Here is a 17,742-nt window from a genome sequence, read left to right as displayed (position 1 = left end):
CGTTTGGCCGCCGCCGCTATTTACCGTATAAGTAACCGTAGCATTTGGCGTACCATTAAACGTAATCACTGTTGTGCCTCCCGAACAAATTGTCGTGGTCCCCGAAATCGTAACTGTTGGTAATGGAAGAACCGTTACTAAAGCCGTACCAATTAATCCTTGACTACAGGCAGGTGTTCCGGAAGATGTTATGCTTACTAAAGCATAAGTAGTATTGGCCGTTAATATTGTTGTAGTTAAAATAGCAGTACCACTAGCATTTAAAGCGATGATTTGATTGGCTCCGCTGTTGATACTGTAAGTAACAGTCGCATTTGGCGTACCATTAAATGTGATTGTTGTTGTCGTTCCGGAGCAAATTGTAGTTGTTCCCGATATGGTTGCGGTTGGTAATGGAAGAACCGTTATTGTAGCTGTACCTACTTGCGACTGGCTACAAACCGGAGTTCCTGAAGAAGTCACACTCACTAAAGCATAAGTAGTGTCTGTAGTAAATACTTGAGTAATATTGGCAGCACCTGTAGCATCTAAAACAATCGTTTGGTTGCTTCCACCATTTATGGTATAAGTTACCGTAGCATTAGGCGTTCCACTGAATGTAATTGATGCAGTATCACCAGAACACATAATTGCAGTTCCTGAAATCGTTACGGTTGGCAACTGATTAACAGTTATAGTGGCAATACCAACCAGCGGCTGGCTACACGGTGGTGTTCCTGGTAAAGTGGCGCTTACCAAAGAATAAAAACTATTCGCAGTCAATACCGGAGTAGTCAATGTTGCTGAACCCAATCCGTTTAAAACTATGGTTTGATTAGAACCGCCATTAACCGTATAAGTAACAGTTGCATTGGGCGTTCCGTTAAAAGTAATCACTGTGGTTGAACCGGAACAAATTGTGGTTGTACCCGAAATTGTTGCTGTTGGTGGAGAACTAATCGTTATTACTGCTGAACCACTTTGAATCTGAGTACAAACTGGTGTTCCTGAAGTGGCAACACTTACTAAAGCATAAGTTGTATTTACCGTTAATGCCGGTGTAGTCAATGTTGCTGAACCGGTTCCGTCCAAAACAATAGTTTGGTTGCTTCCGCCATTAACAGTATATGTAACTGTTGCATCGGGCGTTCCGGCAAATGTAATTGTTGTGGTTGAACCTGAACAAACTGATGTTGATCCTGATATTGCAGCGGTTGGCAATGGCTTAATCGTTATTGTCGCTGAACCTGTTTGTGCCTGACTACAAACCAATGGTGCTGCTGTTGCAATACTTACTAAATCATAAGTACTATCTACAGTTAATGCCGGAGTCGTAACAGCAGCCGTACCTGCGCCGTTCAAGACAATATTCTGATTAGTCCCACCGTCAATAGTATAAGTTACTGTTGCATTGGGTGTCCCGTTAAAAGTAATCACGGCCGTTGTTCCGGAACAAATTGTGGTTGTTCCCGAAATAGAGGCTGTTGGTAATGGACTCACCGTAACAGACACCGATTGATTGAGTGGTTGTGAACAAATTGTAGTTCCTGATGCATCCAACATTCTTACGTTCGTAATGGTATAAGTAGTATTAGAAGCAGGAGACTGCGTTAAAGTAAAAGTTCCCGAAGCATTTAAAAGCGTGGTTTGTGTTGGGCCCGAATTGACTGTATAATCAAAAGTTGCATTAGGAGTTCCCGTAAAAGTAACGGTAACAGAATCACCCTCACAAATGGTAGAGCTGGAAATACTTACAGTTGCTGTAGGCACCAAATTCACGACCAAATTAAAGCAGGTAGTAGAATAACAACCCGTAATATTATCGGTTATTCTGGCGCAAATCGATTGGGGATTGGAAGTATTGGAATAAATATCAGGTAATTCATTCGTATTATCTACGGCATCACCTATAGAGGGATGAAAAGTAATCGTATTATTTGTGGTGTCCGAATTAATCAGCGGTCTGACTGAATTGAGATCATATATCCCAACGTTGGGTGTATTACTGCAAGTCATTACATCCGGAACAGAATTTGCCGTCGGTGGCGGATTAAAAGCACCCGCGCCATTCGTAGCTGTACCAATCCAATTGAGTTGGAAGCCGCCATTACCATTAGGCCTGTCAATGGCAATATAATACGTTTGACCTGGTTGTACATTCAACCATCTTACATATCCGGTATTGTTTGGCGGTGTCCCTGCTCCGGGGCCAGCTTGGGTAGCTATTGTTGACCCGTTCATTCCGGTAATATTATTAAGCAAACCTGCCTGCTGTGGATTAATGGTATTACATCGTATAGGTCCTCCTAAAGCACCACAAACAGGATTTGGACCAAACACCCAAAAATCATAGTCAACTGTAATGCTCGGATCATCCGGAATCAAATTAAAACCCAGTGTAGAATTTGGCACTACCCATGAGGCAATATTGATTTCCATCCAAATCGAATTACTCTCTAAACCACCACACGCATTAATCTCCTGTGCATTTCCAATACCGCTGGCATTAGAAAAAAAAGTGCCATTTCCACACACTACAATAGCATTGACACAATCATTGGGTTCTGTCTGAGCCATTGCTATTTGGGCAAAAATCAGCGCTAATATTAACTTTAAAGCTTTCATCATTAAATCATCATATTTATGCACAATAGCCAATCCCAAATTTCATCGGGATCAGCTATCATTATCCAATCATTAAACTAATTAACCAAAATCTGCAAAAATGACTGGGGCATTCTATTTTTAAATCCTTAGAATCTATTTTTTTACAATTAAGAATTCAGAACGTCTGTTTTGGGCATCTTGCTCTTGGGTACAATTGGTTCCGCATTTAATTTTTTGCTCTGTACTTCCAAATCCTTTTCCGGAAATACGTCCTTGTGAAATTCCTTTGGAAATCAAATACTGAACGGTTGATTGTGCTCTTCTTTCTGATAAGTTCAAATTGTAATTCAGGCTTCCTTTGGAGTCGGTATGTGATTTTACATAAATCACCATAGACGGATTGTCCTGCATTACTTTAACCAACTTATCCAATTCTACGGCACCTTGAGCAGTGATATTGCTTTTGTCATATTCAAAATAAATCGGTTTCAAAATCACTTCCGTATCCGTAATGATTACCGATGAAGGCACCAATTCTACCTCAACTAAAGTCTCGCCAGCTTTAACTGCTTTAACCGCCGAAGTTGCCGTTTCAAAATTTTGAGCCGCAACCTGTAATCCATAACCAAGGTTACATTCGATTGGGTAACTCACTTTTCCTTCCGCATTGGTTTTTTCAGTCGCAATTACATTTCCTTTTAAGTCTAAAATAGAAACGGAAGCATTAGCTAAAACTGCTTTTGTTTTGCTGTTGGTTACCAATACAATGGCTTCTGCTTTGCAAATTGGCGTTGCCAAATAAATCGCATCATTCCCATTTCTGTTAGAAGAAAAATAACCAATATTGGCATTTTTATTAAAGCTGAATGAAAAATCATCTTTCTCACTGTTTACTGGTTTACCTAGATTTTGAGCCGGTTCTGAACCATTCGCATTGGTTTTGTAAACATCAAAACCACCCATTCCCTGTCTGCCCAAAGTGGCAAAATACAAGGTATTGTCCTCAGCGATAAATGGGAAATTTTCTTTGTCGGCCGTATTTACATTGGGCCCCAAATTTTGAGGTTTTCCATAACCATTAGCCTCAACAGACACTTTCCAGATATCAGATTCTCCTAATCCGCCAGGCATGTTAGACGCAAAATATAAAGTCTTGCCGTCTTTGCTCAAACTCGGATTGGTCACAGAATAACTGGTGCTGTTCATTGGCAAAGCCTCAACATTACCCCATTTCCCGTCTACTTTTGTTGCTTTGTAAATGCCTTGTTGACCAACTTTGATATTGCTTTTTTTGCTTTTTTCATATTGACCTTCACTGTGGCCATCGCGGGCAAAAAACATGGTGTTGCCATCAGTGCTTAAAGTTACCGGACCATCATGGAAAGGTGTGTTCAATTCTCTTACCGGAGTAGGCTCAGAAAAAGTGCCTTTGTCATCTCTGGTGGATTGATAAATATCTAAATAAGGTTGCTTGTTCCAGTTGTCTGTTTTGTTTGAACTGTTTCTGGTACTCGCAAAATAAAGTGTGTTGTCATTGGTTAACAAAGCTCCGAAATCGCTTTGCCCTTTGCTTTTGATATTGGTATCGGCAACGTCAAATAATTTTGAGTTGGTTGCCAAACTCGGAATGTAATTTGGATTGGCCAAATGTTCTTTAGCTCTGGCATCATTCGGCATCATTTTAGCAAAAACATCCATTTGTTTATTGGCTTCCTGATACTTCCCTAAATTCTTAAGCGTTTGTGCATAATGGTAATAGGTTTCCGCATCTGCTTTTCCTTTTGCTGTTGCTTTGGCAAACCATTTTGAGGCATTTGCCGAATCAAAAACATTGTAGTAACTCTCGGCCAATTGCGTATAAATATATTCGTTGGCATTTTTACTTTCTGCCAGTTTTTGATATTCTTCGATAGCGGCAACATACTGATAGCTTTCAAAAAGCTTATCGGCTTTGGCTGTTGCGCTATTTTGCCCGTAACTTGCTGTTAGCAATAATATCAAACTAAATGTGATATATGTTTTTTTCATGGTTGGTGTTTTTAGAAAAATCTTGGTGAAACAGAAACTTTTTTAGACAAATTTAAATCAAATAACAACATAAACTCATGAGAAGCAGGAGATGTTCCTTTGATATCTGAAACAACATGGTCATAAGCATAGCCAATTCTGATGCAAGGCGTTACTGCAAAATTCACCATAGCGCCAAATGAATCGTCTAAACGGTAGGTTGCGCCGATTTCATATTTCTCCATGAATAAAAAGTTAGCCGAACAATCCAAGGATGTAGGCGCTTTAAATGCCGATTTCAACATAAACGATGGCTTGAATTTGGTGTTAGCCGATAACTCAAACACATAACCACTGGTTAAAAAATAGTGTTGGGTGTCGCTTCCAAATTGGTATTCCTGTCCGTTACGGGTAATATCAAGATGTTTTCCATCTAACATATTTGGCACAGACAACGCTGCGTAGAATTTATTGGTGTAATAAAACAAACCGGTTCCAATGTTCAATTTGATGTTATTGCTGTTTTCATCAAATGCAAAATCGCCAGGATCTTGGGTATAGCCGTTTCCGATATCAGAAAGCAATCCGATTTTCTGGAAAGTGGCCCCGGCTTTCAAACCGAAAGCCAGTCTACTGTGGCCACCCAAATTGATGGTGTATGAGAAATCACCATACAGGTTGGTCTCTTCTACCGGACCGATTTTATCTGAAATCGCAGACAATCCCAATCCCACATTTTTTCCTACCGGACTGTGGATGGCAAAAGTGGCTGTTTTTGGTGCACCTTCTAATCCAACCCATTGTTGGCGGTAAAGTAATCCTCCCGATATGCCTTCTTTTGAACCGGCATAAGCCGGATTCATAACGTTCATATTATACATGTATTGCGTATAATGTGGATCTTGCTGCGCAGTTGCATCCAATGCGAATAATGATAGTAATGCCAGTGCTAAATATCCTTTTTTCATTAGGTGTATCATTTTTATGTTTTAAAGCTTCCCGGGAAACTGTCTGTAACTATTTGATTAATATTCTCTGTTTATATAAACCCAACCTGTTTTGGTAGCCCCTTCAGTAGTATGAATACTATAGAAATAAGTTCCGTCCGGCAATTCTTTACCGCCGTCCGTTTGTCCTTTCCATTGGTTGGTATAGTTTCCTGAGAAAGAGTAAACCTGAGTACCGTAACGGTTGAATATCATAATCTCTTTTACGCCATAACCTGTCAAATCGAAAGTATCATTCAACTCGTCATTGTTTGGTGAAATACCTCTTGGAATTATACGACACGGGTTGTTTTCTACGGTAAAGCTTTGTACTGAATCACATCCGCCAGACGTTACTGAAAGCGTAAAAATAATCGGTAATGTTGCTGTTGGGTTTTGAGCCAAATATTCATCCACATTGAACGCTTCAGTGGTAGCCACTGTTGTTGATCCTTGAGTCCAGATGTAACCTGCTGTTTCGGTATTAAAGTTGGCATCAAACACTTCAAGCGTCAACATACTGTTTTCACAATGCAAATCGATAGCAAAAGTCAATTCGGATTCAATTGTAATTTGGAAAGTACTGGTTCCACCAACATTACAAGTCGCAGCATCAACCGGAATTGTATATGTAATGGTATAAGTACCGGCATTACTTCCTACAATATTAATTTCACCTGTTGTTGGGTTAATACTTAAACCTGATGCAGCACTAAAGGTTCCGCCACTTGTAAATCCAGCTTGAGTTGTTGGCAAATCATTCGCAGCATTCGCACAATAAGTAGCCGCATAACTAAAACCGGTCACCGGCGTAATTCCTGCTGAAATCACTATTGTTGCTGTAAAAGTTCCACCATCAGTGCAAGTAGCTGTATTAGCAATAAGCGTATAAGTTACTTGATGTGACCCAACAGTTGGTGTAGTAACTTCTCCAGTGGTCGGATTAACCGTTAATGTCGCAGAACTGAAAGTACCGCCTGCTGTAAAGTTTGGTGTCAATACCGGTAAAGGACTGGTTGTCGCATTCATACAGGCATTAGCATAACTGAAAGTAACATTTGGCGCAGCCAATTGATTTACAGTTACGACCGCTGAGCCTGTTTGTGTTTGGCTACAAGCGGTAACGCTTGATGAAGTTACACTTACCAATGCATAAGTTGTAGTTGTGGTTAAAGCAGAAGTAACAATTGTAGCTGTACCCGATGCATCTAAAACTATCGTTTGGTTAGCGCCGTCATTTACTGTATAGGTTACAGTAGCATTTGCTGTCCCATTAAATGTAATCGTTGCAGTCAATCCGGCACAAATGGTTGTTGTCCCTGAAATCGTAGCTGTTGGTAAAGCTTCAACTGTTACTACAGCTGAACCTGATTGTAATTGAGAACATGATGCTAATCCTGTGCTGGCAACACTTACTAAGTCATACGTAAATACTCCGACTGTTGCTGTTGGCACACTGATAGAAATGCTGTTCCCCGTTGTTGTTGTTATGGTTTGGTTTGCCCCACCGTTGATAGTATAGGTGAAGGTATATGGTTCGGCGCCATTGGCGCCTGTAAATGTAATCGTTGGATTTGCCGCGTTTTGACAAACGGCTGTAGTTCCTAAAATAGTAGCTGTTGGCAATGCCCCTACAGTCACGACTGCAGTACCAGTTACTGTTTGAGTACAAACTGATGTACCCGAAGCCACATTTACTAAAGTATATGTGCTATCTGAAGACAGCGCCGGCGTGGTAACTGTTGCTGTTCCTGAACCATCTAAAACAACGGTTTGGTTTCCGCCGCCATCAATAGTATAAGTTACTGTTGCGTTTGCAGTTCCATTGAAGGTAATTACTGCTGTAGCTCCTGAACAGATTGAAGTTGTTCCTGAAATAGTAGCTGTTGGTAATGCGTTCACCGTAACAGTAGCTGAGCCGGTTTGTGCCTGGTTACAAGCTAAAGTTCCCGAAGCCATTACGCTTACTAAAGCATAAGTACTGTCTGTGGTCAATACCGGTGTAGTAACAGTTGCCGTTCCTGAAGCATCCAGAACGATAGTTTGAGCTGCTCCTCCATCAACGGTATAAGTTACTGTTGCGTTAGGTGTACCATTAAAAGTAATTGTAGTCGTTAAACCTTCACAAATAGCGGTTGAACCTGAAATGGTTGCCGTTGGTAATGTTTCAACCGTTACCAAAGCATTACCAGTTTGCAATTGACTACAAACATTCGGACCTGTAGAAACTACACTTACTAAATCATAACTCGCATTGGCTGTTAAAGCTGGAGTTGTCAATGTAGCTGTTCCCGTTGCATCTAAAGCAATTGTCTGATCTGAACCAGCGTTTACCGTATAGGTTACTACAGCATTTGGTGTTCCGTTAAAAGTAATCGTAGTAGTTGCTCCTTCACAGATTGTGGTTGTTCCGGCAATAGTAGCTGTTGGTAATTCATTTACCTGAACTACAATTTCTGCACGTGGTCCTTCACATCCGTTGGCATCTACTGCTGCGGCATAAAATACCTGTGAATTTCCGGCTACTGCCGTACTTGGTGTCGGAGCGATTGCTGTTCCAACGCCACCAGTTGCCTGCGTATACCAGTTCACTGTATTTCCTGTTGAAACTGTAGCGGTTAAAGGTGTCGCCACTGCATTCACACAATATACTGTCGGATTGGTTACCTGAGCCGTTTCTGTAATTCCTTGTTTGGTAATTGTTACTGTTCTGTCGCAGTAAGCTGTTTTCCAATGGAAGATGTAACTTCCCGGTGTAACAAATCCTGAAACATTCGTTGAACCACTATTTGGGTTTTCTATAGTAGTATTCCCCGGATTATTAACATCCGCTTCCCATACTCCAACGCCATTGGCATCAAATGCCATAGTAGTTGTAGCACAGTCTAAGGTAGTATCAGCTGTATCAATTTCGATATTCACATTCGCTTTGAAATTAGCTGCATCCAAAAGATGTCCGATAGCATTTCCTACTGTACGGAAAATAAAGCGTGTTGTGGTTTGTCCACTTGGAATATTATAAGTCCCCTGGATCAAATCCCAGTTTACGCTGTTGGCATGATCTTCTGCAATTACCGTGAACGGTCCTGAAGGAGGTCCGGCAAACAATTGCAATGTAGTACCCGTACCATTCGCTTGTCTTGTAGCACTGGCAAAGCTAAAGTCCATCATTGTAATTTGAGAGGTATCAAAATCTTTGTATAATCCTTTAATATTTGGATCACTTGGATTCCATGCTTCTGCTCCATCTTGTGTTAACTGAAGACATTGTCCGCCTTCAAACGGTGTAACTCCTATATTATTTCCTTCAAGGAAGAACATTGTTCCCCAATCGGTGTTGGTTCTCCAACCCGGTATGACCCTTGAATTAAGAATGGTTAAAATTCCGGATACAGACTGCATCGGCAATTTCTCAAAACTATAATTGAAAGCATCCATATCACACAAATCTTCCGGTGTAGTCACACAGATGTGGAATGTTTTATCCGTAGTTCCAGGATCATTTAAAGTCAATCTGATTTTATAAGTATTCCCAACCACTAATTCACTTGTATACTTGGCTACAAATGAATTGTTATTGCTGCATCCTTTTTCCACAAGAGATCCATCGCCCTGTACTTCATACAATGACATCATGATCTGTGGCCAGGCACCAACAAAACCTCCGGTATAATAAGTTCCCGGAGCAAAGTCACTTAACTCAATCACATGAACTTTTGACGTGGCTACAAAGTCATACCAAATATCGCCACTGTTCACTCCAGGACATGAAGTTGGAACTGTAGAAGCGGTTGCTGAAATAAAGGAAGCATCTGCTCCTGAAACTTCACAGGTTGATCCGGTATTTATTGGTAAGTGAACTGCGTTTGCCGGCTCATCATTTCTGATAAATACTTCTGGCCCTGACCAGTAACTCTTATCTGAAGTACCACAAACGGCACGAACCAAAAATTCATAAGTACCGTCAGCTGCATTTATAAAATCTGCCGCCGTCGGAGTATAAGATGGTGTATTAACGATAGTCCCTGATTGCGGAATTGTTCCGTTTCCATAAGGTTGTACAAAAACTTCCCATTGGGTTTCGGAACCGCCCGGTGTCCATGAAAAAACACCTTGATTGTTTACGGCTAAATTCGTTGGCTGTGGACATGTTACCACACCACAGGTTGCAACACTTGTAAACAATGTTGTATTTACGGTACCTAATCCTAACGGACTGGTCCAAACAATATTATTGGATTCATCTCTGATGACAATTTGTGCTTCATAATATTGTGTTCCACTGCCAAATCCATTCCAGTACAAAGAGAATTCTACACCGGAGCATAAGAACACCTGGTAATCTATAACTGCAGGTTGACCAAATCCAGGGAATTCCAATGCCTGCATTACAGTTCCATTTTGCATTACAGTAACATTATCGGTAACAGTACCTGTGCCTCCGTTGGTAACCGACATGGTATACATACATACGTTTGCATAATCACATTTTGTCAAAATTTCAAATGGTCCAATCCATTCGCTTTGTGATGAACCACTACAAACCGCTCTCACATAATATTGGTATAGGGTTGACGGTGTCAATCCGGTAACTGTATATGGGTGAGCGTTGGCAGAATATAAATAAGCTGGTAAAGTATCTCCGGTTGGTGCCGGCGTACCATAAGGCTGAACTGAAATTTCCCATGAAGTTGCTGTTCCTACTGTTTCCCAATTCACATCGGCTGAAACATCCAGGATATTAGACGTTGAAACATTGATTACAGATGGACAAGCCGGAATATCCTCTATGATAACATTGTCAATGAAAGTATATTGACCTCTGTAATTCCATGGGTTTGGTGGAAAAAATGGGGTATGGAAAGCTATATTAATGTTGGCATCAGTGGTAATGCTGGTTAAATCAATAACCATTTCACGCATTTCTGTATTGTTAATCACTTCATGGGTAAATACAATATGGAGGGGCCCTGACATAGTAATTGTAGCAGCTTCTGACACAGTTATAGTATTCCCCACAACGTTAGTCACTGTTGTAGCATACGGAATTGGGAAACCAGGGATATAAAATGTATCACCTACCCGAACGCCGCTACCGTCGGCAACTGTTATGGTATTTGTACCTGCCGTAGTACCGGCTGCATCTATATTTGTTGTAAAATTATTTTCATATAAAATGGTTGTAAACTGATTGGTAGCCACGCCATTTACCGAAAGCATTACTTTTAAATCCTCTTCAAAAAATTCACTATAAGTTTTATAGTAAAAACGTAACCTTTGTCCGGCATGAGCCGTAAGCGTTGGCGTAATTAACCAATCATTATTGTTACCGTTCGTACCAGTAAATAAAGCAGCCATCTGGTTACCAAACATTGGCTGTACCGTTTGATTCAGATTCCAGGTATTATCGTCTGCAGTGTTGTTATAAATCGTCCAACAAGTTTCTGTTTGTGAAGTGGTATCAAATGTTTCCAAAAATGGTGTTGGCAAAGCATTACAAGTACTTCTGAAAGGGAATGGCCCAACCCATTCGCTGCTTTCCGTATCATTACAAATCGCTCTTACATAATATTCGTAAGCGGTGTTTTCAGTTAGCGTTGCGTGGTAGGTTGGTGTTGTATTTACGGTAATTCCTGAACCTGTCGGAACTCCCGACAGTGGTGCCTGAACAACAACTTCCCATTGTGTTTCTGTAGCTCCCGGTGTCCAGGATAAATCGGCTGCAGTTGGCGTGACATTGGTCACTGTTAAAGTAGCCGAATTTGGATTCGGACAAGCAGGCGCATCTTCGATTATAAAATCGTCGATGGTAACGATACCGGTTTGTGTCGGATTCGGCATATTAGGTGGCATACGGAAAGCAATATAAGTAGTTCCTGTTCCGGTAAACAAAACCGAATCTTCCATAAAGCTATCATTGGTAAAATCATGCAACGGAATCAAAGTCGTATAAGTAGCAAAATCAAGGGTTGACGACATGATTACTTCAAAGTTTCCCCTTGGGAATAATGGAATCGGAGCGGCTCCTGCAGTTACCCTATAATTAAATCGGAGTCTTTTAGGACCAACCGCATTAACCGGTACGCTGATTAGCCAATCATCATAAGAAACAAATGGGTCAAAAAAGCTAATCGGTTGAGGTCGTATGTTTGCATCAGTTCCATTGATAATCCATTCGGCATTATCATTATTGGCATTATTGGTAGACCAACAGAATTTCTTAGTGTTAGGGTCATTGCTATTGAAACTTTCATAGTACGGTGTAGTAGATTGTTCAATACACAAAGTATTAAATTGAATAGGTCCTACCCAGACACTTTGATCATTCGCATCACAATAAGCTCTCATGTAGAACTCATATTGCGTAGAAGGATTTAGTCCTGTTATAGTATATGGATTAGTATTCACAAGGCTCACAACAGCTCCCGGAACAAAAGGCATTGTAGGTGTGCCCGTTCCTAAAGGTTGAGCTACCAATTGCCATTGTGTATTTTGATAACCATTAGTCCAGGAAATCTGAACTGAATTTGTAGTTAGTGTTCCCGGAGTAACCACTGGATAAGCAGGCTCTGAACAAGAAGGTAAATCTTCTACATAAACATCATCGATATATAACCAGTTTCCGGTTTGCAAAGCTCCCGGTGGTACAATCCAGGCAATATTAATATCTCCTGTAATATCCGGTAAAGGAACAATTATTTCAACAAAGTTATACGCAGTAGTATAAGATGCCAAAGGAATAACCGTAGTGGTAAAATTAGTGGCTCCAACTCCCGTCGTAGAAAGTTTTACTTCAAACGAACCAGGTCCACCGGTTGGGTTGTCTACAATTAGACCCCAGTTGCCATAAATGTTGTATTTGAATCGAAGTCTTTTTTGAGTCACTCCATCTAAATGAAACTTTGGTGACACTAACACTTCATTGTTTTCACCCGCAGTTGATGTTCTCACTTTTGCCACCGGCTCACTAAAGGCATTAGGACCATAGTGGAAAAAGTTTAAATCATTGTTTAAATTCAAAACAGTCCAACATGGTTCAGGAATGCCATTTGAGCTATTCGCATTGGTAAATCCTGTATAATATGGCAATGGTAAAACATCACATTGTGTAGTGAACGCTCTCGCTGCAGACCAGTTCCCCGGTGTACCACAAATAGAACGCACATATAACTTATACTCCGTTCCAGGGGTAAGACTCGATATCGGATTGTTTACATTAGTATTGGTTGGAGTACCGGACTGGGCCGCTGTTGGTGCCGGTTGAGTAGCCGGTAAAACTAAATATTCCCAGTTGCTTACCAAATTCTGAACATTATCCCATGAAGCTGTGGCAGTAGTTTGTTGCAGGTTATCAATAGCCAATGACGGTTGAGATGGCGCAGGACAAGCTGAACCACTAACAGTAAACGTAAAACAAATTCCCGCACCAGGATTGGTATGCTGGTATGGTGATGAGATTACAAACAAATAAGTATGACCAGCCTGTGCATAAAAGTTTGGGATTTGTACGGGTACACCATTATTGCTGGTGGTTATTGCTCCCAAACACCCCGCTGAAGTACCAACTCCGGCACAGCCATCAAATACAAAAACACTTGAAAGGGTATTGTAGCAATTATTGCCACCACCGCCTGAAGCTGTATTAGCCACTTGGGTAATATTAATTAACCCTGAACTGGCAGGGGTATAAGAAAGATAAATATGGTTTCCTGATAATAAATTCATGGTTTGACCAACCGGCTGACAACCCATTCCCTGACTGTTCATTTCTACATAGGTCGTTGCATCAAAAAATTGATCCAAATTGGTGCTTAAAGTATAAGGTGTCGTTGTAACATCCGGCGGGATAATTATTGCCGTAGGGCAGCTTAAACCAACTGTCGTCGTTGTAAAAGTAAAAGGGCCTGCCCATGCACTCGAAGTACTGGCATCACAGTTGGCAATGATATAAACATCATAAGTTGTTGAAGCTGCTAACCCGTTAGTACTATAAGAGGTTCCTGTAACCGGAGTTCCTGTAGCGCTGTGACCCGCTCCTGTTTGTACAATATCAATTCCGAATTGTGTGGCTGTCGGATGTGTCCATGAAACTGAAACACCATCCGAAGAAGGAACCATCATTGGATTCGTTACCGGTTCACAACTTGAAATAACACGCACCTGATCAACAAACCATGCATCTCCACTGGTTGCTGTAGTTCCTGTTTGATTTGATATGGCCACAAAAGCAATATAAACCGGGATCCCAGCCGGGATACTTGGGATGCTGATTATTTTTTCTTCATAAGTCGTAGCCGCCACATTTAAGTTGGCTTCCGTATAGGTTTGTAACGTAACGTTAAAGCTACTCAAATCGGGTTGGTTCGCTGTAGAGATTCTAACCTGATATGTTCCTCCTCTATTGGTAAAGCTGCCTTGTTTGGTCATAAAACGAATCTGACCATTTGAAGGCGTCAAAAACTGAGGCGTTATCATAAAGTATTCAGCGGTTGAACCTACCGTATTATTCGACGCCGGATTTACCGTAGCACCACCGGTACCCGAATAACCGCCTGCAGGCGTATGCACCCAGTTGTTCGTTGGAGGCGTAACCAAATTACTGGATACAGCCCAAGTTCCCGGTATGCCGCTTTCGAAATGTTCTGTCATTAATTGGCTATAACCAAGATTGGTTACAATCAGAAAAAACAGAACGAAAAATCGCTGAAGGAATATTGTATTAATAAAGGAGTTTACATTACCATTATTTTTTTGAAAAATACCATGGAGTGGTGTTGGTAATGTAGTTTCAAAAAAGGGATAATTTTTCTGCATTTTGTTAATTATTAAATTGGTTGTGTTATTTCATTTTTAAATTCATTTTTCAGAAGTTGCCCCTCTTAAAAATCAATTTGGAATTTTTATGTTTTTTGAAATTTTGCTGCCAAAATTTTGTTCTTTTTTATCTGAAAAGCGTTTGTTTCAAAAACGAAACGGTGACAAACCTGTTTTAGTGGTTTATGATGCGAAAATCTTTGCAATTTGAAGGCAAAAAAGCTTCTTTTCGGGCCAATTAACGCTATTTTTTCAGAACAAAATCGGTATTGAAAATCGCTTGTAAAGCCTTGATATACAAGAATAACTGATAATGATTGCCATTGATTTTTATTTCCTTACACTAAGATACGAAAATAGCAAGTGCAGGAAAACGGTTTTGCTTTGTAAATTCAGTAAATTACAAAGCATAACAAGGCTATTTATGGGTAATTTTGAGGTGAAATCGGGACTTAAGCTTCTTTCCCTTTTTTGTTTTGAAGTACGTAGATTTGACTCTTTATTGCGTCGATTTCTTTCTTTTTTCGTTTAACGATTACGTAGAAAAATAGAACAATTAAGATCAAAATAATAGAGAGCAGCAATAGTAAATAATAGAATTTTTTAGCCAATTCTGATTGCTTTGCTTTGAGTTCGACTTCTTTTACACCCAAGGATTCGCTCACCGAAGTGCGTTCACGATCCTTGATTAATTTCTGAACGTCGATAAATTTTTTCTGATTAACCTCAAATTGATTCCATTGGTTTATAGCCAGATAGTTTTCGGCTAAACCTTTGTAAACTTCCTGATTCAGGATTAAATCATTTACCTCTGAAGAGAGTTCTAAAGCTTTGTTTAAAGCTTCAATCGCTTCAAGGTTTTTCCCTTCCAAAGTATATATTTTGGCACTGCCTTTCAATGCAAAAGCTTCTAAACTTTTAGCATTGACTTCTTTGGCAATTCTTGCGGCTTCCTGAAAGTTTTCAAGCGCCAATTTGTTATTGTGCAATAAAAGATAACAGTTTCCTTTGTTGTATACGGCTATGCTGATTTTGGTTGAAGCATCTGATTTGTCCTTTGATTTCTTTAATTCGGCAATGCCTCGGTCAATGAAAGCAATCGCAACGGCACAACTTAGCTTCTCCTTGTAAATAAATCCTCTGACGATATAGTTTTTACCCAATTCGGTATGTATGGAATCTTTGTTGGGATAATCTGCAATCAAATGTTCTGCCTGGTCTAAATACTGTATGGCTTTGTCATAAACTTTTAACTGATGGTATTGTATCCCGGTTTTGTTGACAATGGTTATTTTGAGCAATTTATCATTGGACTCGCCCAGTAATTCTGAAGCTTTTATTAGGTATTCGAGTGATTTCTCATAATCCCTTTTAGAAGAATAGGCATCCGAAATTAGTTTGTAGCCTTTGATTTTATAATCTACATTGTCTTCCGATTGTCTGACGATGTTTTGACCAACCTTGATGGCGTGATCAGGATTTACATAAATCTCATTTCCGGCAGCGGTTAGGACACTGTCTATGTTCTTCTGTTTTTGAGAATAGAGTGAATCAGCCGTCAGCAAGCTCACCGCTAAAATAAGGAACAACAATATGTTTTTCTTTGCATTCATTATTCTTCCAATAGATTATTCTCTTTTTCCTGATTCAACAGCTCGATAAATTTCACCGGAGAAATTCCGGTTATCGATTTAAATACCGTTGCAAAGCTGCTATGTGATGAAAAACCGCAATTTTCGGCCAAATAACTAATCTTATAATTGATAAAATTAGGATCCGTTTTCAGTTTCTCAATGATATAATTGATACGCAGTTTGTTGATGTATGTATTAAAATTGACGTTGTAGTGTGTATTGATAATTTCCGAAAGGTACTTTGTATTCGAATCCAACTGCCCGGCCAAAACTGCCAGCGAAATATCTTTATTTATAAAGCGTTTTGAACTCTCAAATCGCTTTAGTTTATTCAAAATCTGCTCTTCGGTTTCTTTTAAAATGATGTTCTTTCTTGGTTCATGCTTCTTATCGGTAATGCTGAAACTGCCTAAAAGATTGCTTCTTGTGATTTCGATATAATTGATAATGACATCCAGCCCTTTTTTGCGTTGCACAATTTTTTGCCAGAAGAAAACACAAACCAATATTACGATTAAAAACAATCCTGAAACGACATAAACTATCTTGAGATAATTGGCTTTATCCTGATTGTACTCTTCCGAATATTCATCAGAAATGAGGTTGTAAGCCGTATTGATGGCTTCCTGTTCCTGTGCTTCTGTTTCACTTTGCAGTTCAAAAAACTTGGTGTTGGTTTGCTTATAATTGGCCATGTCGCCCAAAGCCAAATAACTCACGTTTTGCTGTTGGATTATTTTTACCTGCCAAAAAAGATTGTTGAAATTTTTAGCATAAGACATGGCTTCTTCATCAAACGAAGTGGCTTTTTGATGCTCTTTTTTTAGGAAATAAACCTTGGCTAAACCATGCAGTGCCTCAATTTTAGTATATACATTCTGATCGCCGCGTTTGTTGATCATTTCAATCGCCATTTCAAAATACTTTTGTGCTTCAGTAAAATTTCTTTGTTCTAAATACAATTGCCCAAAAGTTATGATAAAATCAGGCTGTAATTCTTTCGCATTTACTAATACCTTCTCAGAAGGAACTATCTGTTTTTGGAGCAAAGTGATTCCGTTTTCGGCTTTGCCTTCTTTGGCTAAAAACTTTGCTTTTTCAATTGCAACAGCTAAATCCAAGTACAATTTCATTCTGGAATCAGTCGAATTTCCGAAAGTATTTTCAAGGTTTTCAAGGATTTTTTTGGCTTGTTTGTCAAGCGTTAACTCTCTTAAAAGATTGATTTTATCGATTTCGATATTGATCCTTTCCTTTTCAGACAGATAATCTTCATAATTCTTCTCTTCGTATAGGAAATTCAGTGCACTGCTATAATCACCTTTGACCAAATAAGCTTTGGATATCAAAAAATTAACTCTGGCTTTTTCGTTATTGGTCGTATTGGTTTTACTTAATAGGTATTGTGCAATTTTTAAGGCCTGATCGGGGTTGGAATGGATTAAATTCTCGACATCATCAGCCAAATAATGTTTGTTTAAAGACTGTGCATTGCTATTCGAATGGAGGAATCCAAATAGTAAAAAGAAATAAAAATATCTATTTATTTTTATAAGATATTTCATGTGGTATTTATATTAATGTCAAAGAGTCAGCCCACAAATTACCGCAAATATATAGAATAATCGAGACAAAAATAATTTTTTGAATTGTTAAAATGACTTACAAAACCCGGCTGATAAAAATAAAAACATTAAAAAACCCTTCTCAACGAA

Annotated in this window: 6 protein-coding genes; all 6 read right to left on the bottom strand. The window is 39.6% G+C overall.

Annotated elements, in window-relative coordinates; all coding sequences use genetic code 11:
- The coding region (locus tag P1K33_RS15225; RefSeq protein WP_369698386.1) for a beta strand repeat-containing protein at positions 1-2,607 on the bottom strand (2,607 nt) is incomplete at its 3' end.
- Between the two features lie 132 nt (positions 2,608-2,739).
- Complete coding sequence (locus P1K33_RS15220; protein WP_284653849.1) at positions 2,740-4,614, bottom strand: OmpA family protein; 1,875 nt, start codon at positions 4,612-4,614, stop codon at positions 2,740-2,742.
- 11 nt (positions 4,615-4,625) lie between these two features.
- Positions 4,626-5,561, bottom strand: coding sequence for a PorP/SprF family type IX secretion system membrane protein (locus P1K33_RS15215; protein WP_284653848.1), 936 nt, complete (start codon positions 5,559-5,561; stop codon positions 4,626-4,628).
- Between the two features lie 57 nt (positions 5,562-5,618).
- Positions 5,619-14,393, bottom strand: a complete 8,775-nt coding sequence (locus tag P1K33_RS15210) for a choice-of-anchor J domain-containing protein (protein ID WP_284653847.1) — start codon at positions 14,391-14,393, stop codon at positions 5,619-5,621.
- Positions 14,394-14,845: 452 nt separating this feature from the next.
- On the bottom strand, positions 14,846-16,006 hold the full coding sequence (locus P1K33_RS15205) for a tetratricopeptide repeat protein (RefSeq protein WP_284653846.1): 1,161 nt from the start codon (positions 16,004-16,006) through the stop codon (positions 14,846-14,848).
- The gene (locus tag P1K33_RS15200; RefSeq protein ID WP_284653845.1) at positions 16,006-17,592 is read right to left on the bottom strand and encodes a helix-turn-helix domain-containing protein; all 1,587 of its coding nucleotides are present in this window, start codon (positions 17,590-17,592) and stop codon (positions 16,006-16,008) included. Before P1K33_RS15200 ends, P1K33_RS15205 begins: the two co-directional genes overlap by 1 nt.
- Positions 17,593-17,742: the final 150 nt, after the last annotated feature.

Origin of the sequence: Flavobacterium terrisoli, from assembly GCF_030167905.1 — a bacterium.
GTDB lineage: Bacteria > Bacteroidota > Bacteroidia > Flavobacteriales > Flavobacteriaceae > Flavobacterium > Flavobacterium terrisoli.
The sequence above is the reverse complement of the archived record's forward strand: the minus strand, read 5'-3'. Positions and strand labels throughout refer to the sequence as shown.

Coding starts and splice junctions, on each gene's coding strand:
- P1K33_RS15210 (WP_284653847.1), bottom strand. CDS start 14,393: ATGCAGAAAAATTATCCCTTTTTTGAAACTACATTACCAACACCACTC.
- P1K33_RS15200 (WP_284653845.1), bottom strand. CDS start 17,592: ATGAAATATCTTATAAAAATAAATAGATATTTTTATTTCTTTTTACTA.
- P1K33_RS15220 (WP_284653849.1), bottom strand. CDS start 4,614: ATGAAAAAAACATATATCACATTTAGTTTGATATTATTGCTAACAGCA.
- P1K33_RS15215 (WP_284653848.1), bottom strand. CDS start 5,561: ATGAAAAAAGGATATTTAGCACTGGCATTACTATCATTATTCGCATTG.
- P1K33_RS15205 (WP_284653846.1), bottom strand. CDS start 16,006: ATGAATGCAAAGAAAAACATATTGTTGTTCCTTATTTTAGCGGTGAGC.